The following is a 23683-nucleotide window of genomic DNA, read 5'->3' as shown; positions in this document are numbered from 1 at the left end:
ATGTTATTCCCCCTTACCTACTTGTTGACGATAGCGAGGACGTCAGATTCTTTAAGAATGAGGTACTCCACGCCGTCGATTTTAACTTCGGTGCCGCCGTACTTAGAGTAAACCACGCGGTCGCCCACCTTTACTTCGAGGGGAATGCGCTTGCCGTCGTCGCCGACTTTGCCAGCCCCTACGGCGAGGACTTCGCCTTCCTGTGGCTTCTCCTTAGCGGTGTCGGGCAGCACAATGCCGCTCTTGGTCTTCTCCTCACGGTCGAGGGCTTTGACTACCACTCTGTCTGCCAATGGTTGTAGCTTCATGCATAGACCTCCCTTGTATTGTCTTACTTATTGTTAGCACTCAGTCTGCCCGAGTGCTAACAATAATATACATGGACCATAGAAGACCCGCAACTGCCCCCTAGCGCCTGGATTAGGGCTAAGGGGCAGCAAATAGGCTTCTGATGAAAATAGCTCTGCTTTGCTGGTTAATACACATCCGTACGAGCCAAAAGGCATTCTTTCTCCGTGCAAAGGGCGTGCAGGGGCACGTCGTGTGGGTCGTGGGCGAGGTGAGGCACGACTTGAAACGCGTACGCTACGCCACAAAGCAGCGCAGAGGCAGGTAGCTGCGGCAGAAAGCGGTCGTAGTAGCCTCCGCCAAAGCCAAGCCGGTAGAAGGCCGTGTCAAAGGCGACGCCGGGCACAAGCACGACGTCTATGGCGTGCGTATGGAGCACAGAACCATCTGTCGGCTCAAGAATGCCAAGCGAACCTGACGCCACATGCTTGCGCCACGGCGAAGGTACAACAAAGGGCTTCATCTCCCTAGTGCGGCGCGATGTAACTTTAGGCAAGACGATGGCAACCCCTCTCGCCTCTAAGACATCTAATAGCTCAGTTAGGTCAACCTCTCCCCGTGTGGTCAAGTAAGCCATAAGCACCTCGGCGCGAGTCACCCACGTCGTGGCAAGGAGCCTCCGCACGATAAGCGCGCTTAACGCCGCTTGATCTGCCGCAGGCAATAAACTTCGGCGCGTTAGCATCTCTTGCCGCAGGGCCAGTTTGTCGGGGACTATGGCAGAAACCTCCTTTTCCACACTATCCACAAGCTTATCCACAGTTACCCACAAAATCCACAGCCCAGCTTGTTAAAGGCAGCACGGCATGGGCGTTTAATTTGTGGTCGGCCGTAGCTCCCTCACGCAAACGGTAGTACGCCGCAGCGCCAATCATCGCGGCGTTGTCTGTGCATAGCTCAAGGTCGGGCAAGAATAACCGCAGATTTTCGGCCCGCGCGGCTTCCGCCATGGCAGAGCGCAGGGCCTTATTCGCAGAGACGCCGCCGGCTAGGCAGAGATTGCGTACGCCCGCCGCCCGCGCCGCTTCTATAGTCTTTTCCACTAGGATGTCGATTACCGCTGCCTGAAAACTAGCCGCGACGGCCGCCGGGGACAGCTCTTCGCCGCGCTGTTGGCTGTTGTGGATATAGTTCATCACCGCCGACTTAAGGCCGGAAAACGAGAAGTCGAGGCTACCCACCTCTAGCCGCGCGCGCGGGAAAGCAATGCTCGGCTCACTCTCCATAGCCAAGCGCTCGAGGTGTGGCCCCCCGGGGTAGGGCAAATTAAGCACGCGCGCAATCTTGTCGAAGGCCTCGCCGGCGGCGTCGTCGCGGGTACTCCCTAAGCGGCTAAAATGTCCGTGCCTGGCCATGTGAATGAGATCGGTATGACCACCGGAAACGACCAAACACACTAACGGGAAGGTCGGAGGTGTGGGTAGAAGAAAGTTAGCGTAAAGATGCCCCTCTAGGTGATGCACGCCAACGAGCGGCAGTCTGCGCCCGTAGGCGAGGCCTTTGGCGTAACACAAGCCGACCAAGAGGGAGCCTACAAGACCCGGGCCCTCGGTTACCGCGATGGCAGTAATGTCGCTAAGCGAGCATTTGGCCACAACCAGCGCGTGGTCTACCACAAAGCTAATGCTACTTAGGTGCTCGCGTGAAGCTATTTCGGGCACTACGCCGCCAAAAGCTTGGTGCACGTCGATTTGCGAGGCGATGACGTTTGCGAGCACCTCGCGGCCGTCTGCCACCACTGCGGCTGACGTTTCGTCGCAACTTGTTTCGATGCTAAGGATAAGTTGGCGCATTGTATTCTCCTCTTGTCGCTTGTCGCTTGTGGGAGCCGCCAGCCAGCTTTGAGCTGTGAGCTGTGAGCTGTGAGCTGTGAGCCGGGGGCAATCATGAATCAGGAATCGCGAATCATGAACTAGGGGCCGGGGATTAGGCGTTAGGCTTTGGGCGTTAGGCGCTAGGGGAACGGGCTTTGAGCTGCGGCCGTAGGGACGTGCCTTTGGCACGTCCGCGGACGTGCGAACGCACGTCCCTACAACGCTGTGGCGAGCGCATGCGCCCTCCCCAGAGCGTCACTCTTGCCTCTTGCCTCTTGTATGCTAGGAGCCAACTGCCCCTCGTCCTCCACTAAGTGCTAAGTGCCAAGTGCGAAGTGCCCGTTCTACCAGCAGCCAGCAGCTAGCAACCCCCTCGTCCTCCACTAAGTGCTAAGTGCCAAGTGCGAAGTGCGAAGTGCGTTCTCTCCCGGCGGCCAGCGGCTGTTTCAGCTCAGCCCTTCTTTCCACATAATTAAGGCGTCTTCCTGCGTGTCGGTGTAATAATTAGGGCGCACACCGGCGGGCACAAAGCCGAGCTTCCGGTATAGTTCACGGGCGACGAGGTTCGATACCCTCACCTCTAGCGTAGCTCGCGTCATACCGCGGTGCGCCGCCTCGCGCATCAGCCAAACACAAACCCCCTCGCCAAACCCTCTGCCGCGAAAACCTGGGGCTACCGCAATGTTGGTAATATGGGCCTCGCCGTGAATCAGCCAACATCCGCCGTAGCACACTATCCGGCCTTCTAACCGCCCCACAAAATACAGGGCCAAGGGGTTAGAAGTCAGTTCCCCTAGAAAAGCGCTGCGCGACCACGGCGTAGAGAAAGCCACTTGCTCTATGCTTAGGACTTCGTCGACATCTTCCACCGTCATCGGGGAATAGAGAACCGTCACTCAGATACCTCCCTGCTTGGGCCTAGCTGAGGAAGAGCGAATGTAGTTTGGCCTTGCTTCCTGCGGGTTCGTAGTCGGGAAGTGACGCGCCAAGAGGGCAAGAGTCCCTGCACGCGAAGTGCGTACTCCAGGAGGCGCAACTAGGCATGGCACGCCGCAACTGACACCCAGGGCGGCATCCCCCGTAACGAGGCATTCCTCTACCCCTAGGGAAAGCAGCCACTCTCCTAGCTCGCTCTTTTTGACGGCAAGGTCCTCGGTAACGCGGGTGAGACAGCGGCTGTCGCTCTTAAAGACCGCAGCATAGTATTCGTCGCGCCGTGCGTCCAGGAGGGGCACAATATGGCCGGCATATAGTTCGCACTGTGCGGCCAGGCCATGGAGCGTGGGAACTAAGACTAGAGGTAATCCCAAACTCTCGGCTAAACCTTTGGCAAAGCTTAGGCCTATGCGCAGGCCCGTAAACGAGCCGGGGCCGTTCCCTATGACAATTGTGCTGAGGGTCTCTCGCTCGACACCGGCCTGCCGCAGCACATAATCTACAGCCGGCAGGAGCCGCGCCGCGTGACTACGCACGCCGCTAAAGGACAGCTCCGCAAGCACAAGGGTGTCTTCCGTTACGGCTACACTCGCCGTGGAAGTGGCAGTCGTAAGGCTTAAAACCGGCAATTTCTCACCCACTCTTCTAGTGCTGCGGTGCGCGGACCACAGACGTGCAGGATTCGCTCACCTTGGCGCGCGGTAATTTCAATCTGCAGGCAGTTCTCGGGTAACAGCGCGCGATACGCCTGTCCCCATTCTATGGCCACGACATGCGCGGGGGTAAAGTACTCCCACACGCCTAGTTGCTCTAGTTCTGCCTCGCTCTCTAGGCGGTAGAAATCGCAGTGTACGAGGGAGAGCGGCGAAGCCTCATGCAGGTGAACGAGCGCAAAGGTGGGGGAAGTGACCGGGGAAGCAATGCCCATTCCTCTCGCTAGTCCTTGTACAAAAGTAGTCTTGCCCACCCCAAGCGACCCGGCGAGCACGATGACTAGTCCCTCTGTCAGTAACCTGCCGAGGGTGGCCCCGTAACTTTGCAGCTCGGCGGCCGAGTGTGACACTAACTCGCCGACAAAATCCCGGCTAGACAAAGTGCGTGTAGGCCGTGGCCAGCCGCTCCCTCTGGCCGTACTTCTGCAGATAAACGCCCTCGCCTGCGGTGACGCGCCCAATTACCTGCACGAGAGGGAAGCGCTCACACGCTAGGGCCGCGAGTTCAGGCGGCAGACAAAAGAGGAGCGCGTACTCCTCGCCACCATATAGCGCGTAGTCGAGTGCCGGCTCACCTAAGGCAAGCGCTACCGTTTCTGCCTCGCGCGCGATGGGGATGGCCGCGCTGTCAAGTTCTATGGCAACACGGCTAGCCGCTGCGATTTCTCGCGCTTCGCTAGCCAAACCGTCACTTATGTCATTAGCACAGCGACAGCCTATTTCGCCCAAGACAAGTGCTAGTTCTGTGGGCACAGCGGGACGAAAGTGCTTAAGCCTCGCTTCTTGTGCGCCGGCTACTTGAGCGTCGACCCGGCCAAGTTCGACCTGCAGTCCGGCGTGGCTTCCGCCAAGCGGCCCGCTGATGCAAACCACGTCGCCCTGCCGTGCACCGCTACGCAGCAACTCGCGCCCCGGCAGCACTTCGCCTAGCAAAGCCACGCTAAGCATAATCTTAGGGCCGCGGCTCGTATCTCCCCCGACCACGTGGCAGCCGTATTGCGAGGCACATTCTTTAATGCCGGCGTAAATATCTTCGAGCCAGGCTACCGGCTCGTCGGAAGGCGTAACCAAAGTAACGACTGCGTAGCGCGCGCGCCCGCCCATCGCCGCAATATCGCTAATGTTGCTGGCCATAAGTTTATAGCCGATATCTTCCCCGTTTGCCGTGCGCAGAAAATGCACATCTTCAACCATGCAGTCGCAGGTAAAGACAACGCGAGAGCCCGGCGTCACTTCAACTACCGCTGCGTCGTCGCCTGCGGCTACTACTACTCCGCCCAAAGCCTTCGCCTCGCCCAGCAGGCGCGCAATCAGACCAAACTCGCCGATGTCACGTACTTTCACTTTCTCACTACCTTCCAGTCGTATAAATTATACAGACTAAGTCGGTAGGGGACAACAGTTGGACGGGGGAGTGCTGGCTGCTGGTAGGACGGGCACTTCGCACTTAGCACTTAGCACTTAGTGGAGGACGGCAGGCAGCGGGGGTGCTCAGTGCTCAGTAGAGCGTTGTCGCTTACAGCGTACAGCTTACTGCTTACAGCGGAAAGCCGAAAGCCACTCCGCGCAGTTCATGATTCATGATTCATGATTGCCCCCGCTCAAAGCTCAACGCTCAAAGCCCATTCGCTACGGCCCCCTGGTGCCCGGCGGCTGGCGCCTGGCGGCTTTCTCACACTCTTGCCTGCTGCCAACCGCCGTGGCGGAAGCGGAGGAAAGCCAGCGTGCCGCGCGTAAACTGGTCAAGCGACATGGCAAACCAAGCACCCATCAAGCCTAGGCCTAAGACCTGCACAAAGAAGTACGCCAGCGTAAGGCGCACGCCCCAGATGCCGATGAGCGTAATAACCATAACGAAGCGGGTGTCACCGGCGCCGCGCAGCGAGCCCATCATCACAAAATTCGAAGCCATCATCGGCTGTACCACGGCGATGATGCGCAAGCACATGACGCCGAGGGCGATGACGGCTGGGTCATCCGTGTACAGGGAGACGAGCGGGCGCGCAAAGATAAGCAGGATAATTCCTGCCGTACTCATAAATAGCATGGCAATAAAACGCGCCTCGAGCCCAAAGCGCTTGGCGAGGTCGGGGCGCTCGGCTCCGAGCCCCTGCCCCACCATGGTGGTGGAGGCCATGGCGAACCCCATACCGGGGGTAAAGGAGAGCCCTTCAATGGTTATGGCAATGAGGTGGGCCGCATAGGCGATAGTGCCAAGCCCGGCCACAGTGCGCGCATACAGCATCATGCCAAGGCGCATGGTGAGCTGCTCGGCGGAAGCCGGTAGCCCGACCCTAAGAATGCGGCGCATAACGGCGACATCCGGCCGCCAATCGTCTAGCCAATGAAAGCGCAATACATATTTCCCTGAAAGGAACGTCAAAAGGACCATAATCAAAGCCGCCAGTCGACTGAAGAGCGTAGCATAGGCCGCACCGGCCACACCTAGAGCCGGAAACCCAAGGTGGCCAAAGATTAGTATGTAATTGCCAACAAGATTTAGGACGTTAGCCGCAATGTTTACGCGCATGGGCGTCTTCATATCGCCGGCGCCGCGCAGCACGCCGTTTAGAATTAGGCTGGTCAACGAAAAGAACAGACTAAGCCCGACGATACGCGTGTACGCGACACCTAGAGGAAAGACATCCGGTTCGGCACCCATAAAAGTGATAATCAGCGGCGCGGCAAACCAAACAAAGACCGTGAGCAAACCCGACAATACGAGTGCCAAAAGCAGCGACTGCTTAGCGGCATGATTGGCGCCCTCTATATCCCTCGCCCCCATCAAGCGCGAGATGAGGGCGGTGTTGCCAACGCTTACGGCAGAGAAAAGCGCTTGCGCCGCAAACATAGGTTGGTTGCTTAATCCCACGGCGGCAATAGCACCAGCACCAAGACTACCTACCATAACCATGTCTACCATATGGATAAGGGACATCAGCACCTGTTCAATAATGGCGGGGAGAGCTAACCTGACGACTTGGCCACGCACCTCTTCTACGGAAGGGTTTGCGCCTAGCTCTTTAATGGGGGTAGGGCGGTGCAAGAAAAATGAGGCAAGAGGCAAGAAGCAAGACCAAAGGAAAGGCCCGTTCTTGCTGCCTGCACCGTGCTTCTTAGTAAGCTCTGTAAGTATAGTAATACCCCCTGAAATTTCGGCTACGATAATATTATGTGCCGCCTCAGGGTATGTCAAGACGGAGCGCCGGGCGAATTCCCCCTAGGTTCCTTGACGGTCACAATAATGACATGACCGCGACTTGTCCCCAGCAGTCCCCAGCCGTGCTCGGCCTGCCGCCAATCGACCCAACCCAAGGGGTCAATGGCCGTCCTGATGTTCTCGCCTTGAATAAGAACATTAAAGTACCTAGCCCCACCACCAAGCACAGAGATAGCAGTCCCTTGGGACACTGTCTCCCAGAAGACAGGCGGAGGGTCAGTGACGCCCGTTCGTTTGTGCAGATTCCAGTCAACTTCACCTGTCAACTCATTAATTCTTGCATGGATGTTGAAGAGATCAATGTAATGGTAGCGGAAGTACAGCGTGCTGTGGTCAATGCGAGTCAACACTCCTTCGTTTCTGAAGGGGCTCCACCACCCGGTTGCGCGCTCGAGAGTCATGTTACCAAACCCAACGTCAGCAGGCGACGGCCTCGGTATTTGTGCAATCACCCGCTTTCGCCCGGAGGCTAGGTCAATGCGAAAGAGGCGACCCCGCCTGTCGACGACAAATGCGGCCTCTTCTTCTACGAGAGGGAACGTAAGCGGTGGTGCCCAAAACCTAAGCCGTTGCACACTAACCACCGGTTGAGCCAAGTGCTGAACGCCGTAGTGGTAGGTAAAGTAGTAGACCGCCACCGCCAAGATCAGCATCTGCAGCCCACCCACCACACGGTATGCTTTTGCCTTGTCTGTCTCCCGTACTTTACGCAACATGTGGGTAAGCACAAAGGGCACGACAAAAATGATCACCGTTGCCGCGAACAGCCGCGAGCTCGTAACGGGAGCTATGCCGTCTTGGCGGGCCAAGAGATTTTCGATTAGGTGCCAAGCGATTGGGACTAGATAGGGTGTTGCCAAGAATACGCCGACGGGAGTCCTCAGGGCAAGTGCCAGACTAACCGGCAGAACTAGCAGCAGGGGGTACGCCACATGGTCTACCAGTCTGAAGAACTCTTCGTTGGCGAACGGCGGTCTAAAGCCGACAAACAACAGGATCCAGGCACAGCTGAGCAACGCGGCCAGCATCGCCGCCCCGGCAATATCTGCATTGGTCATCGATAAGATATAGTTCTTAGCTTTATCACTTAATGACACTGCCTAGCCTCCTTCACGGTCTAGAGCCCAGTTTCTCCTTTATGATGGCGCACCTAACCACTACTCTCAATATTTCTCTAGAACGCAAGCGTACTCCTGCACAAAAGGCCATCCTAGACAGAAGGATGGCAGGGAAAGTTGCCGAGATTAGCGACCGGCTCGAAAAAACAAAAAGAACCGTCCCTTTTGTTTTTCTTTTGTTTTTAGCTCTCCTGCTCAAGTCGTCGTAGTAGCTTTTCTAGGCGGGCGCGGTCAGACAGAATGAAGGCCACTTGTTGCCAGTCGTCCTCGTTCTGCCAGAAGGCAGCGGGCAGAAAGGCGAAAGCGTGGACAAACTGTCCTGCGGCAAAGGACATGGGCTTCATAGCCTCGCCGAAGAAGACGGCGGGCGCTTCCAGACCGTATTTCTGAATGGTTTTCACCGCGGCTTCGATTAGAGCGTCCTGCCTGGCGTCATCCGGCTCGGCCACCGGTACAAACTTAAACACAAAACCCCTCCCACACTTTTCCTTAGTGTGTGCAGGAGGGGCAGGGGAAAATGCAGTGTTACGACTTTGGCAAGCGTGGCCCGAAGTACTGGTAATAGTCAACCTTGATGTCCCCATTATAGAGCTTGCGCTTTTTGCTGGCGGCTCGGCCGAAGCAGCGCTCAAATGCCGGATTGGCTGTCAAAACGTAGTACGACCACGATTCGAGCCTTGAAAAGACAGCGCCCATTTCCTTGTACAGGCGTTCCACCTGCTCACCTTCACCGAGTCGTTCGCCATAGGGAGGATTACAGATGATTTTGCCGTATTTCCTTTTGGAACTAAAACTGCTTACCGGCTGGGCCTGCAGATGGATTTTCCCGCCTACCCCGGCTAAATCGGCATTATGCCGAGCTAAGGCAACGGCCTTTGGGTCGATATCGGTGCCGACTATCTCTAGCGGTGCGTCGGGAGTTAGAGAATCGCCGGCTTCCTGTCTTGCTTGCCCCCATAGCTCCTTGGGCACTTGCGGCCACTCCTCCGCTACAAATCCGCGCTTGTAGCCCGGAGCCATGTTTAGTCCTAGCATAGCCGCTTCAATCGGGATAGTTCCGGAACCGCATAACGGGTCGGCTAGCGGGGTGTCTCTGTACCACTTGGAGAGGTAGATTAGGGCCGCTGCCAGTGTCTCCTTGAGCGGAGCAGCTGTGGCTTGATAGCGGTAGCCGCGCTTGTGTAGCCCTTGGCCGGAAGTATCTATGGTTAGAGTAGCCACATCATTGAGCAAAGCCACCTCAATCGGGTAAAGCGGCCCGTTTTCCTCAAACCATTGCAGCTTGTATGTTAGCTTCAGTCGCTCCACAATGGCCTTCTTGACTATGGCTTGACAATCGGAAACGCTAAACAGCTTTGACTTGATGCTCTTTCCGTCAACCGGGAAACGCGCGTTCCTAGGGAGATACTCCTCCCAGGGGAGGGCTTTCGTTTGCTCAAACAGGCTGTCGAAAGTCTCTGCCCGAAACTCGCCAAGCTTGAGGCGCACTCGGTCAGCAACCCTAAGCCATAAATTAGAACGACAGATGCCAAGCGCATCAGCCCGGTAGGTAACTTTGCCGTTTTCGACGCGAGCATCTGCGTAGCCAAGTCTTCTGACCTCGTCGGCGACGACACTTTCTAACCCAAATGTGGCTGTGGCGATTAGCTCAAGATTGGTGTTCATAAGTCTCCTATGTTACGTTTGATTTAGGGGTTCCTGGGACGGGAAATTAGATTTTGCACCACAGAGTCACGGAGGGCACAGAGATAAGAGAACAAAGGGGACGGTTCTTTTTGTTTCGCAAAACAAGAGGAACCGTCCCTTTTGTTTCTCTCACTTTACCCCTCAATCAGCTCCACGTTGGCACGCGGAATCGTGACTATCTCGCCGCTCGCGAGTTTGGCCGTAAGGATACGCACTTTAGCGCCGGTCTCGATGACGTGTAGCTCCGGCGGCAAAGAGTGCACGGTGGCTAGTTTGCCAAAGTAGGGCTCGCGAATGACGCGAATCGGCGTGCCGGCTTCCATGCCAGCAGTTAAATCGCGCTCGTTCGATTTCTTCATGTTCTCGCTGGTGACGACAATCTCTGGGCGCATAACGCCGGCACGAATCTGTGTCGCTCCGTTTATGGAAGCAACCTTGCCGTTGAGAGATTTCAGAAGGCCAAAGGTCTTGTCAGCCATGTTGATCTGGCCAAACCCTTCAGTAAGAATAACTGTGATGGGAATATCCTCTGCGCCGGTAATGGCGACGCCGATGTCGTGGCCAAGGTATTCGATGAGGTCTTTGTCGATAATCCCGCCCGCTACTAAGCCGGCTGCACCGACTTGCGCTGCCTTCTTTAAGGCGTCAGCCGTGACAAGTGAGCCACCCACAACGATCTTGCCTTTGTGCTCCGGCTTAATCTTGTCGGCGTTCAAGATGTCGGCGTTCGTCTTGGCTACTACCTCGAGCACGCCTTGCGTCTCGCCGCCCACACCAAAGATTCCCTGAATCAACGCGGCCGGCGTTTCAATTACGACGCCTTCGCGGGGGATAACTTCGCTCACCGTGCCGTGGATATAGGCCGGAATGGATACCGGCACAGCAGGGCGACGCAGCGTAATAACCCCGGTGACGCCGGAGATGTTGTCTACCGTGCCGTCAATGGGAGAATGTACAGGAGTCTTAAGCAGGCCAAAGAAGGAGGTCTTCTCGGCGATGACTTCGCCCTTCTTCACGGCGTCGCCTTTTTTCTTCTTCATGACCTCAAGCACTTCTTCGCCCTCTAGCCCTAACTGATTGGCGATGTTAATTGTCTCGGGGTCGCCGGGAATCTGCGTGCGTGCGACTATGTCGTGCGGCTTTACTACATCGCCCGCCTTAACCAAAACGTCTCCCGGTATTGGCAGGCGGCGGCGCTTGCGGACTACGACGGACTCTGTTACCAGCAAACCGGGGGTGTATGCATTAGCCATTAGCCATTTCCTCCTTAACCGAGATACTTCCCGAGAATATCCATGGGGTAGCAATCAAGTGCTTTGTACCACTCCACGAGCTTGCGAATGCGGTTGGTCTTGTCGCTAGGTAGTCCGAGCGGCCCGCGACCGCGTGCGTCGATGATTATGCCAACTACGCCGCCCTCGACCTTCGCATGCACTTCATGTCCCTTGCCGCGCCCGAGGTCAAATCCGCGCGCCGGTCTCGCGATTACGTCAGCAGTTTCTTCTTCGTCCAGCGGAATCAGGTGCATAGAGCCAAAGGTCGCTTTGCGTTCGGTGACGACGCCTTTAGATGTCGTAACTTTGACGGTAACGCAGTCGTCTCCCTCTTTGGCAGTACCTACAGGGGCAATAGCTGTGCCAAGGCGAATCAGGCAGTCGCGGTCAAATACTTGTTGCGCAGCCTCAGGGTTAACGCTTGAGAGTACGCCTAGCTGCGGCATCATAAAGATAGAGTCGACCGCGAGCTGCGTAAAGCCCTCAGGCACGAAGCTGTCAAGCATCATCAGCGCGCTTTGTACGCGGCGCGGCGCATGCGACAGCACGCCACCCGAGCCTACAATCATGCCAAGCTTCATCAGGTCGACCAAGGAAGCGCCGGTAGCTGTCTGCTCAAAGGCCTCGGAAATATCCCGCTGCGTTTGAATACCGCGGAGACCTACCGCCAAGGACTTATGGTGCTCAAAGGCTAAGCGCAATGCTTCGCGCGCAATGGCCTGCTCGATAACGAGCTCTTGCATCGTCTGAGGAATTGTCGTGGGACGAATCATCTTGTTGCGAATGCGGTTTCTGAGGTCTGCCGCGTCGATATCAAAGGGCACCCAACGCATGATGTTTTCAATGCCTGATTCCAACATGACGTTACAAATGCTGTAACTCATGCCTAAGTTAGCGGAGACCGTGCGGTTAAACGTATCGGCAAAAACCGAAAACACGTCCGTCGTGGCGCCACCGATATCGACGCCGACTACAGACATCTTTTTCTGGCTGGCTACGGTTTCAATCATCTTGCCCACAGCTCCGGGAGTAGGCATAATAGGCACTTCCGTCCAACTCATGAGCTTGTTGTAGCCGGGCGCCTGAGCCATAACGTGCTCCATAAACAGGTTGTGAATTTCCTCGCGCGCCGGGCCGAGGACTTCCCTCTCTAGCACCGGACGCAGGTTATCTACCATGCGCAAGTCGGTCTTCTCCGCGAGCGTGGTCTCGATATGCTTGCGGGCTTCCTTGTTGCCGGCGTAAATAATGGGGAGGTTAAAGCCGATACCTAGACGCGGACGCGGCTCCGCCGCGGAGATGAGCTCAGCTAGCTCTACGACGTGCGTGATTGTGCCCCCGTCAATGCCGCCGGACATCAGAATCATGTCGGGGCGAAGCTGGCGAATGCGTTGGATTTTCTGGTAGGGCAGACGACCGTCGTTAATGGCGATAGCATCCATAACGATGGCACCTGCACCTAGGGCAGCGCGTTCGGCGCTTTCGGCTGTCATCTGTTTAACGACGCCTGCCACCATCATCTGCAACCCGCCGCCGGCGCTACTGGTGGAGAGGTAAATGTCTACCCCCACCTTGCTGTCCCGCTGCGGCGTAATGATGCCGGATTCGTCCTGGAAGGTACGCCCCATCAGCTCTTCGATTTCATGAATGGCATTACGAGCTCCCATGGTGACGTCTTCAAAAGGAGCTTCAACAGTGGTCGGGGCCTCGCCACGACATACTAAGCGGTACACACCGTCCACCAGCTCAATGAGAATTGCCTTGGTGGTGGTGCTACCGCAGTCCGTAGCGAGAATCGACCGTAGTTTTCGGTTCTGCTCCATGATGTTCCCAATCCCCCTTCATTATTAGCAATCTCGCCCATCAAAATTTCACGGGCGGCTACAATGGTACCTCACAACAATTAAGTATTATACCACACGGCCGCGCGTATTGTGCGCTAAGCCAGAAAAAATCACGCTTACCGAAATAAGCGTGTCAATTGTCAATGTTAGGACTTTTTGCGCTTTTGCGCTTCCCGCTCTTCAAGGAGGACCATTAACCGCTCGACGTTTTCTCGGTCGGCCATGACCTGGCTAAACTCCTCGAGCAGCTTCTCGTTCATGATGAGCCCTGCCATGGGAGCAAAAGAAAGCAGGGCCTGGCTGCCTACAAAGGAGAGCGGTTTGCTCATTTGCAGGAAGAAGATTGCGGGGGTGATAAGGTCAAATCGCTCGATTTTCTCGGCTACCTTTAACAACAACTCGTCGCGGCGTTCAGGGGTAAGATCCGCTTCACCTAAGACCATGTCTTAACCTCGCTTTCACCTAGTCTACTCACGCGATAAACTTAGCTATAACCGCAAGTACCGCCTCGGGTTTCTGGTCCCCGAAGTAAAGAAAGTGGCCTAACCTGCTCTGTCTGCCTATGCCGTAGACCAGAAAAACGCCGTCTTTGTGTTTGCGTACACTGGTATATTGCGACCACGCCCGTGATGTCTTGCTAAACAGCGACCTAACTTCAACTCCGGCTGTGGTGAGGCGATAGTGTGACGGAAAAATGTACTGGCTGTACGCTGCGGTGAGTACACCTACAGCCAGCACTACCCATATTATCTCCCGATAAAGGATATATAGTAGCGCAAGAAATAGGAGGCAGCTAAGCCCGAAGACGACGCCTTTCTTGGGTTCCTCGCGAAAGGGCGTCACCGTCCATTTGAGTAGCTCACTTCCTTCTGCAGGAGCTTTCGCCTGCTGCGGGCTCTGCTTGCCCTTACCGCCCTTATTCTTCTCTGACTTTTTCACGTGACTTCCCCCAGTCTAATCGCGGAGTAACTCCAAGACCTTCTTCACAGGTAGCGCCTGTACGACGCGTCCCTGTTGCCCAGAGAGCGTATCTGCCGCAAACAGCGAGTTTACCACCGCTTCTTCAATGCTCTCCACTGCCGCCAAAAACAACCCCGTCATAAGCGGGCTACTTTCGTTAAGCCTAACGCGCGGGACTTCAATTCTTTCTTCAAAGTGCTGCGTTTTAATGGCGGTAGAAAAGGCAAAGACATAGTCTCCGCTCCCATGTGAGGCCACGCTGCCCACGCGGGCTAGGCCAAGCCCGCCGCGCCGTGCTACACGGAGGAGCTGCCGTGCGTCAAGCGGCGCATTAGTGGCCAGCACAATAATAACTGAACCGTCGGGACTAGCGGCATGCGAAGACCGCATGGCAAGCTGTCTGCCTATCGGTCGCCCGAGAATAGTCAGGTGTTCTCTGCGCCCAAAGTTCGTAAGAACCAGGCACCCCAAGGTGTAGTCGCCAACGAGGCGCGAGGAGGTGCCTATACCGCCTTTATAGCCAAAGCAAACCATGCCTTTGCCTGCGCCGACGTCGCCTTCGGGGACCATGCCACTACTAGCGTCAGCTATAGCCTCTGCCACATGCACAGGCTTGACATGTCGCCCACGAATGTCATTTAAGTGCCCGTCGTTGCACTCGCCGACCACGGCGTTCACTGTGCCGGTAGTAGTCCCTATCTCAGGGTTATGCTTTAAGCTATATTCTATGAGCCCTTCGATGGCGGCCGACACACTAAGGGTATTAGTTAGGGCGATTGGAGTCTCCATAACCCCCAGTTCCTCAATTTGCGTGACCCCGGCCGCCTTGCCAAAGCCGTTAACGACATAGACAGCTGCTTCTACTTTTTCGCGAAAAACGTTGCCTGCGTGAGGGATAACTACTGTAACGCCGGTGCGCACGTTGTCGCCTTGCACTACGTTCGCATGCCCCACCGTTACGTCAGGCACATCTGTGATGGCGTTGAGTTCTCCTGTCGGCAGCATCCCGAAGCTTAGGCCGAGCTCCCGTGGGCGTACGCTAGGATATTTGGCCATAATTCTGCGCCGCCAAAACGAAGGCAGTAAATAGAGGGTCGAAATTAGGCGTTGCGTCCCACATACACTCCGGGTGCCATTGCACGCCTAGGGCAAACTTGTGTTCCGTCGACTCGATGGCTTCGACCACGCCGTCGGGTGCAACTGCTGAAACGCAAAACCCTAGAGCCACGCGGCCTACGGCTTGGTGGTGAAAGCTGTTGACGCGCGTAGTCCCCTCTCCCAGGATGCGTGAGAGCAACGTGCCGGCGGCTATGTCAATGGCATGCGTAACGTAACTGCGCGGTGCGGACTGCTGATGCTTAAGTACCCGACGCACCGCGGCGGGAAGGTGCTGAATGACCGAGCCACCGGCCGCAATGTTGAGCATCTGCACGCCGCGGCAGATTCCCAGCACCGGCATATCGCGTCTGAGCGCCATGGCTATGACTGGGAGCTCATAAGCGTCCATACAAGGGTTGACGTTTCCCAAACCTTCCTCCGGTTCCTCCCCAAAGAATACGGGGTCGGCATCGGGCCCGCCTGCCACCAGTAAACCATCTACCAAGTCTAGATGTGCGGCGAGGTCTGCCTCTCCCGTCAGGCAGGGCAATAGAACCGGCAGTCCGCCCGCTTTCTTTATGGCGTTAATGTAGGTGTCGTTTTGGCGATGGCGCTGCTCCTGCCAGTCGTGAAAACAGGTGACCCCAATAGTTGGCTTCCTGGTCATGGCCTCTCCCTCCAATGTAGCGACACATCGGCAAAGAGCGCAGGCGTGCCGCCTGTATGCCAAAACACCACGCGTGCGCCGCCAGCAATTACCCCGCGCTGCACTAGGTCGATTAACCCTGCCGCGGCTTTGGCCGTGTAGACGGGGTCGAGGATGATTCCTTCCCGGCGGGCAAATAGCTCAAGCGCGCTAGCGGAAGCTGCCGTAGGCAGGCCATAGCCGCGACCCACATAGTCGTCGTAGACAGAGATGTCGTCTTCTGTGGTGTGCGCCTTAGACTGCGCGTGGGCGAGAGTGTCGCGGCTAAGCTCGAGAACCTCGCGCTCTAACCTTGCCCGCGGCCGGCTGACACTAATGCCAATGACGCGCGTCGGCAAGCCATAGTGCTTAACTCCCGCAAGTAATCCGGCCTGCGTGCCGGCGGAACCCGAGGCGTGTACGATATAGTCAAAGGGTTTGTCGGGAGTTTGAGCTATTAACTCCTCGATAGCGGTGACATACGCGACCGCTCCTGCGGGGCTTGACCCTCCTAGCGGTACAAGGTACGGCCGCGCGCCATTTGCGATAAGCTCGGCTTTAAGCTCCTGCATTCTCGCCGGGGCGAGACTTGCGTCGTCGCTCCCAAGAAAATGCACTTTGGCACCGAGCAGCTCGTCAAGCAAGACGTTGCCTTGCTTTACCGCTAAAGGGGTCCCGTTCAGGACGAGATGGCAGATGAGCCCCGCTTTGGCAGCTGCGGCGGCGGTCATGCGGCAGTGGTTGCTTTGCGGCGCGCCGGTTGTAATCAATGTATCCGCGCCGACTTCTAGTGCTTCTCCTACAAGATACTCAAGCTTCCGCGCTTTATTGCCTCCAAGGGCGAGACCTGTGTTATCGTCCCGCTTGACAACCAAAGATATCCCAAGCTCTTTGCTTAAGCGGGGTGTTTCCTCAAGCGCAGTTGGCAGCATAGCAAATTTCACGCGTGGTAACCACTTCATCGGCATCCCTCCCCCCGTTAAGTTCTGCTGTCATCACCGATTTCCTTCCACGCACACGAAAAAAGGGCCCTTAAGCAAAGGCTCCTCAATCAAAAAGTTATAAGGCCCAAAGAAATCTCTAGCGCGGCGTTAACTCTGTCCATTACGTCTTTTTCGAGGTGGGCAATCTTGTGGGTGAGGCGCTGCTTGTCGATAGTGCGCACTTGCTCAAGCAAAATAACAGAATTGCGCTCTAACCCTGTCTCGTGCGGCGTAATTTCTACGTGCGTGGGCAAGCGCGCCTTTTCAATCTGTGAAGTTATGGCTGCGACAATAACAGTGGGGCTGTATTTGTTACCTACGTCATTCTGTACAACCAGTACCGGGCGAACTCCACCTTGCTCTGAGCCCACCACAGGGCTTAGGTCCGCGTAGTAAATGTCGCCGCGCCTGATATTCAACCTAGCTCACTCCACCCGCTACTCTCGTTCTTTCTAAGGCTTCGTTTTCTAAGGCCAGATTCTCGCGCGCGAGGGCTAGATTTATCTCCGCCATGTCCATATACCCGTTTTTCAGAGTTTCGTAGAGGTGCCGTTTTTGCTTAGCCTGCAGGTAAGCGCGCATCGCCTCCTGTACAAGCTGGCTGCGATTACCACTGGTTTCACGCACCAACACGTCTAGCTCTGCCAACAGATGTTCGGGCAGAGTAACCATAATGCGTTTTGTGACTGCCACTGCGCCACACCCTCTCCGATTCGGACATGCCCGCCGTACTTAATTATATCTACCCCAAGATAAGTGTGTCAACAAACGGGAAGTTAATGCATGCGACCGAGCAAAGTGCGTACGCCGGAAACTTGGTTGTGGCGCCAGAATACCCTAGCTACGCGTCGGCTAATCCCGCAGGTAACCTCGTAATTAATAGTGCCCATCCAAGCGGCCACTTCATCGACCGAAATCTCGTCCTGCCCGGAACTGCCCAATAGGGTTATCTCATCCCCGGTTTTCGCCGCTACACCCGTGACGTCAAACATGCACTGGTCCATACACACGCGCCCAACTAAGGGCACGCGCTGCCCTGCCACGAGCGCCTGGCCTAAGTTGCTGAGTCGGCGCGAGTATCCGTCGGCGTAGCCAATGGGCACAGTGGCTATCTGACGCTGCCCTGCGGCGCGGTAAGTCCAACCATACCCGATTGGGGTCTTGTCCTCTACCCACTTGACATAGGAGAGCTGTGAACGCACAGACATAGCGGGATGGAGCTTAACCAAAGACTTCATGTGGGGCGCGGGATACATGCCGTATAGACCAAGCCCGAGCCTTACCATGTCGAGGTGGCTCTCTGGTAGCGCTAGGATGGCAGCCGTATTGGCGATATGCTTAGTTAGCCTATACCCTTTTGCCTCAAGGCGCATGCAGCACTCCTGGAAAACAGCAGTTTGGCTGCGGGCGGAAGCGAGGTCGGAGGCATCGGCACAGGCTAGGTGCGAGAAGATGCCCTCCACTTCAAGATGCGGCAAACTCATGGCTAGCTCCGTGAATCCTACCGCGTCCTGCGGGCGCACTCCTAAGCGGCCCATACCGGTATCTACCTTTACGTGTATCTTGACCTTGCGCGAGAGCCGCGTCGCCGCGCTAGAAAGCGCCTGCACTGCCTCGCGGTCAAACACTGTAGCCGTAAGGCCAAGTTTTACTGCTTGTTCGGCACATTCGGGCCCCACATACCCTAAAATGTGAATCGGCGCGGCAATCCCCGCCCGCCTAAGTTCTATAGCCTCGTCCAACACAGCCACACCTAAGCGCGTCGCCCCTGCAGACAAAGCCAAAGAAGCTACTTCAATCGCACCGTGCCCGTAGGCGTCGGCCTTAACCACGGCCATTAGTTCGGTGCGGGCGGGGAGGAGTCCCCGTATAGCCTGCACATTGAGTGCGATGTTGTCGAGTGCGATATCGGCGACTGTCGAACGTAGAGGTGCCATATGCCTAATCACTTCTCCTATAAGGATTCTCGCTGCCACTAGAACGCGACGGCACAAGCTACAGCCATACCACCGGCGTGCGATATAGACACTAGTACCTGCGTAATGCCGCGAGTCTCTGCGACCTGCCCTGCTCGTCCCATTAGAGTAACCCGCGGGGCACCGTGGAGGTCGTAGCCGATGTAGATATCGCGTGGGCCAAACTCGCTAAAACCTGTCCCTAGTGCTTTACTTACAGCCTCTTTAGCCGCCCACAGCCCAGCGAGAGACTCCGGGGAGCTAGGTGCCTCCAGCGGAGCTAGCACTTTGCAGCGAAACCTCTCGGGGTAGGTGCGGTCGAGCAGAGCGATGCGCTCCACAGGTGTAATGTCAATGCCTATACCGCGCATGCAGTATCCCCCCGTGTTGTTTTCACGCTAATTCTATCTTACTGCGGGCGTTCGGTCTACATTAAGTGACACGGGAGGGCTATTGGCTCTTAGCTACTGGCTCCTGGTAGAGGGCGTGCCCAGTGCCTAGTGCCCAGTGCTCAGCAGGTGGTGTCGCAGTAGGTACGGTTCCCCTTTAACCTTTAACCTTTTACCTTTCCACCCCTTACCGCTCACAGCTCAAAGCTCACCCCACCGCCTCATCAAGTTTGAGCTTTCAATAAAATGTGCTACACTTATTTACGTGGAGGTGTGCGGCGTGGAAAGCCAAAACGTAACGTTATCACTACCTAAAGACATCCTGCAAAAGGCGAAACACATTGCCGTCAATAGGCAAGTTTCGCTGTCCCGCCTATTGGCGGAGTCTTTAGCGGAGATTGTCCGGAAGGATGAGGCCTACAGTACCGCCAAAAGCCGACAGCTAGCTGTGATGAGTAGTGGGCTTGACCTCGGCCTAGGGTTTGGAATCGCGAAAAACGTGCCTTGGAAGAGAGACGACCTCCATGCCAGATAGAGCAATGAACTTGAAGGCATTACATCTTGCCTGCCACCAGGTTAGCGCCATACAAGAAGCGAGCAGAGCATTGCACGCTCGGTTCCCTGTGCAAGAGGTGCGCTTGTTCGGCTCCTTTGCGAGAGGACAGGGGTCCGCAGACTCTGATCTAGACTTATTCGTGTTAACTTCAAGACCAATGTCTTACCGGGAAAAAGGAGCTATGTCAGATATTGTTTTCGAGATCAACCTTCAGCACGGAGTTGTCATCCACCTACTGATAGTCTCAACGAGTGAATGGCTGTCACCGATATGGTCGCAGTTGCCGGTGTATCAGGATATCCGTCAGGAAGGAGCGGTTATCTAGCCATGCGGGCCGAACGCTTAGTATTAGCAGGCTACTGGATGGACAAAGCCCATGAGAGCGTACGGGCAGCCCGAGTGCTGTTGGGTGCAAACATCGTTAGCGCAAGCATGAGCCGATTATACTACGCTGTGTTCTATGCAGTCAGCGCACTATTTATAGCTAGGGGAGTAAAATATAGCAAGCACAGTGCCATTCAGGCGGCCTTTCACAGGGATTTGGTCAGGCCAGGAACTGTCCCGAAAGACATGGGGGCTTTATATGATCGCATGTCTAATGCCCGTCAGGAAGGCGACTATAAAGCTTTCACTAACTTCGGCCTTGACGATGTGACCGCTGAACTTGTCGAGGTGGAAAGGTTTGTTCAGCTATTTCATGCGCTGTTGAGAGAGGAAGAAGGTCGCTTTGAGGAGTGAACCTGGGCCCGTGGAGAAGTAGTCAACCCATTCAAGTAAGGCAGAGGGACGGAGGAGTGTCGCACTCCTCCGTCCCTCTTCCTCACTCTCTCCCCTCCGTCCCTTACTCCACCGTCACGCTCTTAGCCAAGTTTCGCGGTTTATCTACGTCGGCGCCGCGTGCTACGGCGGCGTAGTAGGCGATTAGCTGCAGCGGGATAACTGCCAAGATGGGGGCTAACTGTGGGTCAATGGGCGGGATACGGATTTCGTGATGTGCGATAGCGGCGGTCTGGGCTTTATCGCAGTTGGTGACGGCTAGGGTGAGAGCTCCCCGCGCGCGCACTACTTCCACGTTGCTGACCATTTTTTCGGCAATCTCCGGTTGCGTAAAGAGACAAATGACCGGCGTCTGCTCGGTAATAAGCGCAAGGGTGCCGTGCTTAAGTTCGCCTGCGGCATAGGCCTCGGCATGGATGTAGGAGATTTCTTTTAACTTAAGCGCTCCCTCTAGGGCTACCGCGTAATCGAGCCCCCGGCCGATAAAGAACACGTGTTCACTTTGCGCTACCCGCTCGGCTAAGACTTTGATTGCTTCTGCTTGGGCGAGAATTTCGCTCACAAACTGGGGAATGGACTTTATGCCGTGCAGCAGTTCATTCGCTCTCGCTTGCGTCAGTGTCCCACGCGCCAAGCCAAGCTCAATCGCAATTAACGTAAGCGCGGCGAGCTGCGTCGTGTAGGCCTTAGTGGACGCTACGGCAATCTCTGGGCCGGCCAAGGTGTGCAGCACATGCTCCCCTTCCCGTGCCACCGAACTCCCGACCACGTTAGTGATGGCCACGACGCGGCAGCCCTGTCGCTTCGCCTCACGCAAAGCGGCGAGAGTGTCAGCCGTTTCGCCGGACTGGCTCACAATGATGACTAAATCCTCCTGCCCAAGCACCGGCCGACGGTAGCGAAACTCCGAAGCTACGTCGACTTCCACATGAATCCGCGCTAACTTCTCAATCAGCGCTTTGCCCACTAAACCGGCATGGTAAGCCGTGCCGCAGGCCACGATGGCGATGCGTCCGATGCACTCCACGACTTCCGGCGTAAGACCGATTTCCTCGGCCAAGTTAGTGCCCCCGTCGCGCACGCGCCCCGCTAACGTATCCCTAAGCGCCTTAGGCTGCTCGTGAACTTCTTTTAGCATAAAGTGAGGGAACCCCGCCTTCTCGGCGGCTACTTCATCCCACTCTACATACATAACTTCTTTTTGTACTTCCTGCCCCTCACGGTAGAAGGACACACCTTCGGCCTTAAGTACGGCGAGGTCGCCATCGTCGAGCACCACCGTGTGCCGTGTATACGGCAAAAGCGCAGGGATGTCCGAAGCTAGGAAGTTTTCGCCTTGCCCAAGTCCAATGATTAGGGGGCTGTCTTGCCGATAGGCAACTACCATGCTGGGGTCATCCGACGAGACTACGGCTATGGCGAAGGCCCCTCTTAACTTAGCGACTGTAGCCTCTACTGCCGCCGGCAAATTTCCTTCGTAGAGCTCTTCTAAGAGATGCGGTATAACCTCGGTGTCTGTATCGGAAAGAAACTTGTGCCCGCGGGCGGTAAGTTCGCGGCGCAGCTCGCCATAGTTCTCGATAATGCCGTTGTGCACTACCGCAAAGCTCCCGTCACAGCCCATATGGGGGTGGGCGTTAACATCGGTGGGGGCGCCGTGGGTGGCCCAACGCGTGTGCCCTATACCTAGATGGGCCGATGTGCGCGGGTTATGTCGCAGGCGCTCGGCTAGCACATTTAGGCGACCGGCGTTCTTGGCCAAGAGCAGTCCCCCGTTGTCAAACAACACAATCCCGGCTGAGTCATATCCCCGGTATTCCAAGCGTCCAAGGCCGTCCATAATGACACCCATCGCTCTTGGGCTACCGATATAGCCGACTATACCACACATTAAGTGAGTGTCCTCCTCTGTTCAATTAAGGGCTGCCCAAAGCATTGTTCCGCCAATCACTTGGCGGTTTTCGCTCGGGGCTTGAGCCGCCCTAGGCCCGGGGGCATCCGCCGAATCCTCGATAAACCCCCACCTCGTCAGCTAGCCTTTTGGGCTAGCTCAGGCGCTTACGCTTCGTATGGTGGCCGCAACTGCTTCTGCCGTTGAGCTAGCCATGTCTTCATCCGGAGCCTCCACCATTACCCTGACACATGCTTCCGTGCCGGATGGGCGCACTAAGATGCGTCCCATTTCGCCCAGGCTGGTTTCGGCCCTTACTATCGCCTCCTTTACCGCGATGTGGTGCATGGCGGCATGCTTGTTGGGAACCGCGATGTTTAAGAGCACCTGTGGATAGCGCCTAAGCTCGTCAAGCCAAGCGTCTAAGGGCCTGCCCTGTTCCACTATAGCCTTAAGCAGCATGAGAGCTGTGAGCAGGCCATCCCCGGTGGTGCTTGAGCCTAGGAATATGCAGTGCCCAGACTGCTCCCCGCCAAGTACCGCGCCACTGCTCTGCATTTCGGCCAAAACATAGCGGTCTCCCACCGGTGCGCGCCGCACCGTTATATCTTTACGCCTTAATACGGCGTCAAGACCTAAATTACTCATTACCGTCCCCACTACCGTCGCGTGCGGCAACATACCCTGTGCATGCAGGAAAGATGCGCATATGTGGAGGATGTTGTCCCCATCGGCGAGTCGCCCGCGTGAGTCGCAGGCGATAAGCCTGTCGGCATCGCCGTCAAAGGCCAGACCTAGATGCGCCGCCTCGGCCCTAACCGTCTCTTGCATACGCTCGGGGTGGGTCGAGCCTGCGCGTACGTTAATGTTTAGTCCATCGGGAGACACGTTTAGTGGAATAACGCTAGCCCCAAGCGCCGCAAAAAGCGCCGGAGCCAAAGCAAAAGCCGCGCCGTTAGCCGCGTCCACGACAATGCGCAACCCCGCCAAGTTTACGGGGGCCACGCTCTTAAGATAGGCGAGATAGTCTTTTGTAAGTGTTGCGTCTTGTCGCAGGAGACCTACGCGGTCGCCGGCGACGGCGCGTGCGCCGCCATTTCGCACCAGTGCTTCAATCTTGTCTTCTGCTTCATCCGCGAGCTTGTAGCCGTCCCGCGAGAAGAACTTAATGCCGTTGTCAATCGCGGGATTGTGCGAAGCGGAAATAACCGCACCTATACCTGCGCCATGGCGACGGGTAAGGTAAGCGAGCGCGGGGGTGGGCACCACGCCTAGGTCGACAACCTCGGCACCGGCAGACATGCAGCCCGCTGCTAAAGCAGACACAAGCAGGTCGCCTGAGCGGCGCGTGTCTCTGCCCACAAAGACTACCGGGCTGTGTGAGTTCACAAGGGTAGTTACTGCGGCCCGCCCGAGCGCGAGCGCTAGCTCCGGGG

At 56.4% G+C, this 23683-nt stretch carries 27 protein-coding genes; 3 read left to right on the top strand and 24 right to left on the bottom strand.

Annotation, left to right across the window (positions count from 1 at the left end):
• Positions 1–17 precede the first annotated feature (17 nt).
• The 22 genes from groES to KGZ66_06515 all read right to left on the bottom strand — a co-directional run bounded on the left by groES (position 18) and on the right by KGZ66_06515 (position 19005).
• Complete coding sequence (groES, locus tag KGZ66_06620; protein MBS3985259.1) at positions 18–308, bottom strand: co-chaperone GroES; 291 nt, start codon at positions 306–308, stop codon at positions 18–20.
• A 167-nt stretch (positions 309–475) separates the two neighbouring features.
• Positions 476–1108 carry a 5-formyltetrahydrofolate cyclo-ligase gene (locus tag KGZ66_06615; GenBank protein ID MBS3985258.1) on the bottom strand — a complete coding sequence of 211 codons (633 nt, stop codon included), beginning with the start codon at positions 1106–1108 and terminating at the stop codon, positions 476–478.
• On the bottom strand, positions 1101–2141 hold the full coding sequence (tsaD, locus tag KGZ66_06610; protein ID MBS3985257.1) for a tRNA (adenosine(37)-N6)-threonylcarbamoyltransferase complex transferase subunit TsaD: 1041 nt from the start codon (positions 2139–2141) through the stop codon (positions 1101–1103). Before tsaD ends, KGZ66_06615 begins: the two co-directional genes overlap by 8 nt.
• Positions 2142–2608: 467 nt before the next feature.
• Complete coding sequence (rimI, locus tag KGZ66_06605) at positions 2609–3037, bottom strand: ribosomal protein S18-alanine N-acetyltransferase (protein MBS3985256.1); 429 nt, start codon at positions 3035–3037, stop codon at positions 2609–2611.
• Positions 3038–3058: 21 nt separating this feature from the next.
• On the bottom strand, positions 3059–3727 hold the full coding sequence (gene tsaB, locus KGZ66_06600) for a tRNA (adenosine(37)-N6)-threonylcarbamoyltransferase complex dimerization subunit type 1 TsaB (protein MBS3985255.1): 669 nt from the start codon (positions 3725–3727) through the stop codon (positions 3059–3061).
• Positions 3715–4191, bottom strand: a complete 477-nt coding sequence (gene tsaE / locus KGZ66_06595) for a tRNA (adenosine(37)-N6)-threonylcarbamoyltransferase complex ATPase subunit type 1 TsaE (protein MBS3985254.1) — start codon at positions 4189–4191, stop codon at positions 3715–3717. Before tsaE ends, tsaB begins: the two co-directional genes overlap by 13 nt.
• Positions 4184–5155 carry a thiamine-phosphate kinase gene (gene thiL / locus KGZ66_06590; protein ID MBS3985253.1) on the bottom strand — a complete coding sequence of 324 codons (972 nt, stop codon included), beginning with the start codon at positions 5153–5155 and terminating at the stop codon, positions 4184–4186. Before thiL ends, tsaE begins: the two co-directional genes overlap by 8 nt.
• Positions 5156–5483: 328 nt before the next feature.
• Complete coding sequence (locus KGZ66_06585) at positions 5484–7007, bottom strand: MATE family efflux transporter (protein MBS3985252.1); 1524 nt, start codon at positions 7005–7007, stop codon at positions 5484–5486.
• Positions 7004–8128: a hypothetical protein gene (locus KGZ66_06580; GenBank protein ID MBS3985251.1), complete on the bottom strand. Its 1125-nt coding sequence runs from the start codon at positions 8126–8128 to the stop codon at positions 7004–7006. The genes KGZ66_06585 and KGZ66_06580 overlap by 4 nt, the downstream gene beginning before the upstream one ends.
• Positions 8129–8331: 203 nt before the next feature.
• Positions 8332–8616, bottom strand: coding sequence for a hypothetical protein (locus tag KGZ66_06575; GenBank protein MBS3985250.1), 285 nt, complete (start codon positions 8614–8616; stop codon positions 8332–8334).
• A 58-nt stretch (positions 8617–8674) separates the two neighbouring features.
• Complete coding sequence (locus tag KGZ66_06570; GenBank protein ID MBS3985249.1) at positions 8675–9814, bottom strand: class I SAM-dependent RNA methyltransferase; 1140 nt, start codon at positions 9812–9814, stop codon at positions 8675–8677.
• A gap of 155 nt (positions 9815–9969) precedes the next feature.
• A complete protein-coding gene (locus tag KGZ66_06565; protein ID MBS3985248.1) occupies positions 9970–11088 on the bottom strand; it encodes a hypothetical protein in 1119 nt (372 codons plus the stop codon).
• A 14-nt stretch (positions 11089–11102) separates the two neighbouring features.
• Positions 11103–12932 (bottom strand): glutamate mutase L, encoded by a 1830-nt coding sequence (locus KGZ66_06560; protein MBS3985247.1) that lies wholly within the window; start codon positions 12930–12932, stop codon positions 11103–11105.
• A gap of 167 nt (positions 12933–13099) precedes the next feature.
• Positions 13100–13396, bottom strand: a complete 297-nt coding sequence (locus KGZ66_06555; GenBank protein ID MBS3985246.1) for a hypothetical protein — start codon at positions 13394–13396, stop codon at positions 13100–13102.
• 28 nt (positions 13397–13424) lie between these two features.
• Positions 13425–13892 carry a hypothetical protein gene (locus KGZ66_06550; protein MBS3985245.1) on the bottom strand — a complete coding sequence of 156 codons (468 nt, stop codon included), beginning with the start codon at positions 13890–13892 and terminating at the stop codon, positions 13425–13427.
• Between the two features lie 15 nt (positions 13893–13907).
• The gene (locus KGZ66_06545; protein MBS3985244.1) at positions 13908–14969 is read right to left on the bottom strand and encodes a P1 family peptidase; all 1062 of its coding nucleotides are present in this window, start codon (positions 14967–14969) and stop codon (positions 13908–13910) included.
• Positions 14953–15678, bottom strand: a complete 726-nt coding sequence (locus tag KGZ66_06540; GenBank protein MBS3985243.1) for a gamma-glutamyl-gamma-aminobutyrate hydrolase family protein — start codon at positions 15676–15678, stop codon at positions 14953–14955. The genes KGZ66_06545 and KGZ66_06540 overlap by 17 nt, the downstream gene beginning before the upstream one ends.
• Positions 15675–16658: a D-cysteine desulfhydrase family protein gene (locus KGZ66_06535; GenBank protein ID MBS3985242.1), complete on the bottom strand. Its 984-nt coding sequence runs from the start codon at positions 16656–16658 to the stop codon at positions 15675–15677. Before KGZ66_06535 ends, KGZ66_06540 begins: the two co-directional genes overlap by 4 nt.
• Positions 16659–16747: 89 nt before the next feature.
• Positions 16748–17098 carry a type II toxin-antitoxin system PemK/MazF family toxin gene (locus tag KGZ66_06530; protein MBS3985241.1) on the bottom strand — a complete coding sequence of 117 codons (351 nt, stop codon included), beginning with the start codon at positions 17096–17098 and terminating at the stop codon, positions 16748–16750.
• A 1-nt stretch (position 17099) separates the two neighbouring features.
• Positions 17100–17372 carry a ribbon-helix-helix domain-containing protein gene (locus KGZ66_06525; protein ID MBS3985240.1) on the bottom strand — a complete coding sequence of 91 codons (273 nt, stop codon included), beginning with the start codon at positions 17370–17372 and terminating at the stop codon, positions 17100–17102.
• A gap of 83 nt (positions 17373–17455) precedes the next feature.
• Entirely contained in the window at positions 17456–18616 is a 1161-nt protein-coding gene (alr, locus tag KGZ66_06520; protein MBS3985239.1) for an alanine racemase, read from the bottom strand.
• A 38-nt stretch (positions 18617–18654) separates the two neighbouring features.
• A complete protein-coding gene (locus KGZ66_06515) occupies positions 18655–19005 on the bottom strand; it encodes a holo-ACP synthase (GenBank protein ID MBS3985238.1) in 351 nt (116 codons plus the stop codon).
• Between the two features lie 298 nt (positions 19006–19303).
• Here KGZ66_06515 and KGZ66_06510 point away from each other — a divergent pair, with 298 nt between their 5' ends.
• Genes KGZ66_06510 through KGZ66_06500 form a run of 3 tightly spaced genes read left to right on the top strand, consistent with a single transcriptional unit; the run spans position 19304 to position 20317 of the window.
• On the top strand, positions 19304–19558 hold the full coding sequence (locus KGZ66_06510; protein ID MBS3985237.1) for a hypothetical protein: 255 nt from the start codon (positions 19304–19306) through the stop codon (positions 19556–19558).
• Between the two features lie 10 nt (positions 19559–19568).
• Positions 19569–19904: a nucleotidyltransferase domain-containing protein gene (locus tag KGZ66_06505; GenBank protein ID MBS3985236.1), complete on the top strand. Its 336-nt coding sequence runs from the start codon at positions 19569–19571 to the stop codon at positions 19902–19904.
• A 2-nt stretch (positions 19905–19906) separates the two neighbouring features.
• Positions 19907–20317 carry a HEPN domain-containing protein gene (locus tag KGZ66_06500; GenBank protein MBS3985235.1) on the top strand — a complete coding sequence of 137 codons (411 nt, stop codon included), beginning with the start codon at positions 19907–19909 and terminating at the stop codon, positions 20315–20317.
• A gap of 103 nt (positions 20318–20420) precedes the next feature.
• Here the strand turns inward: KGZ66_06500 and glmS are convergent, their stop codons facing one another.
• Both glmS and glmM read right to left on the bottom strand, forming a co-directional pair.
• A complete protein-coding gene (glmS, locus tag KGZ66_06495; protein MBS3985234.1) occupies positions 20421–22247 on the bottom strand; it encodes a glutamine--fructose-6-phosphate transaminase (isomerizing) in 1827 nt (608 codons plus the stop codon).
• A gap of 159 nt (positions 22248–22406) precedes the next feature.
• A partial coding sequence (glmM, locus tag KGZ66_06490) for a phosphoglucosamine mutase (GenBank protein ID MBS3985233.1) occupies positions 22407–23683 on the bottom strand: 1277 nt, incomplete at its 5' end.

This window comes from Selenomonadales bacterium, assembly GCA_018335585.1.
Taxonomy (GTDB): Bacteria; Bacillota; UBA994; order UBA994; family UBA994; genus UBA994.
Note: the sequence above shows the minus strand (reverse complement) of the source record. Positions and strands in the feature narration are given on the sequence as shown.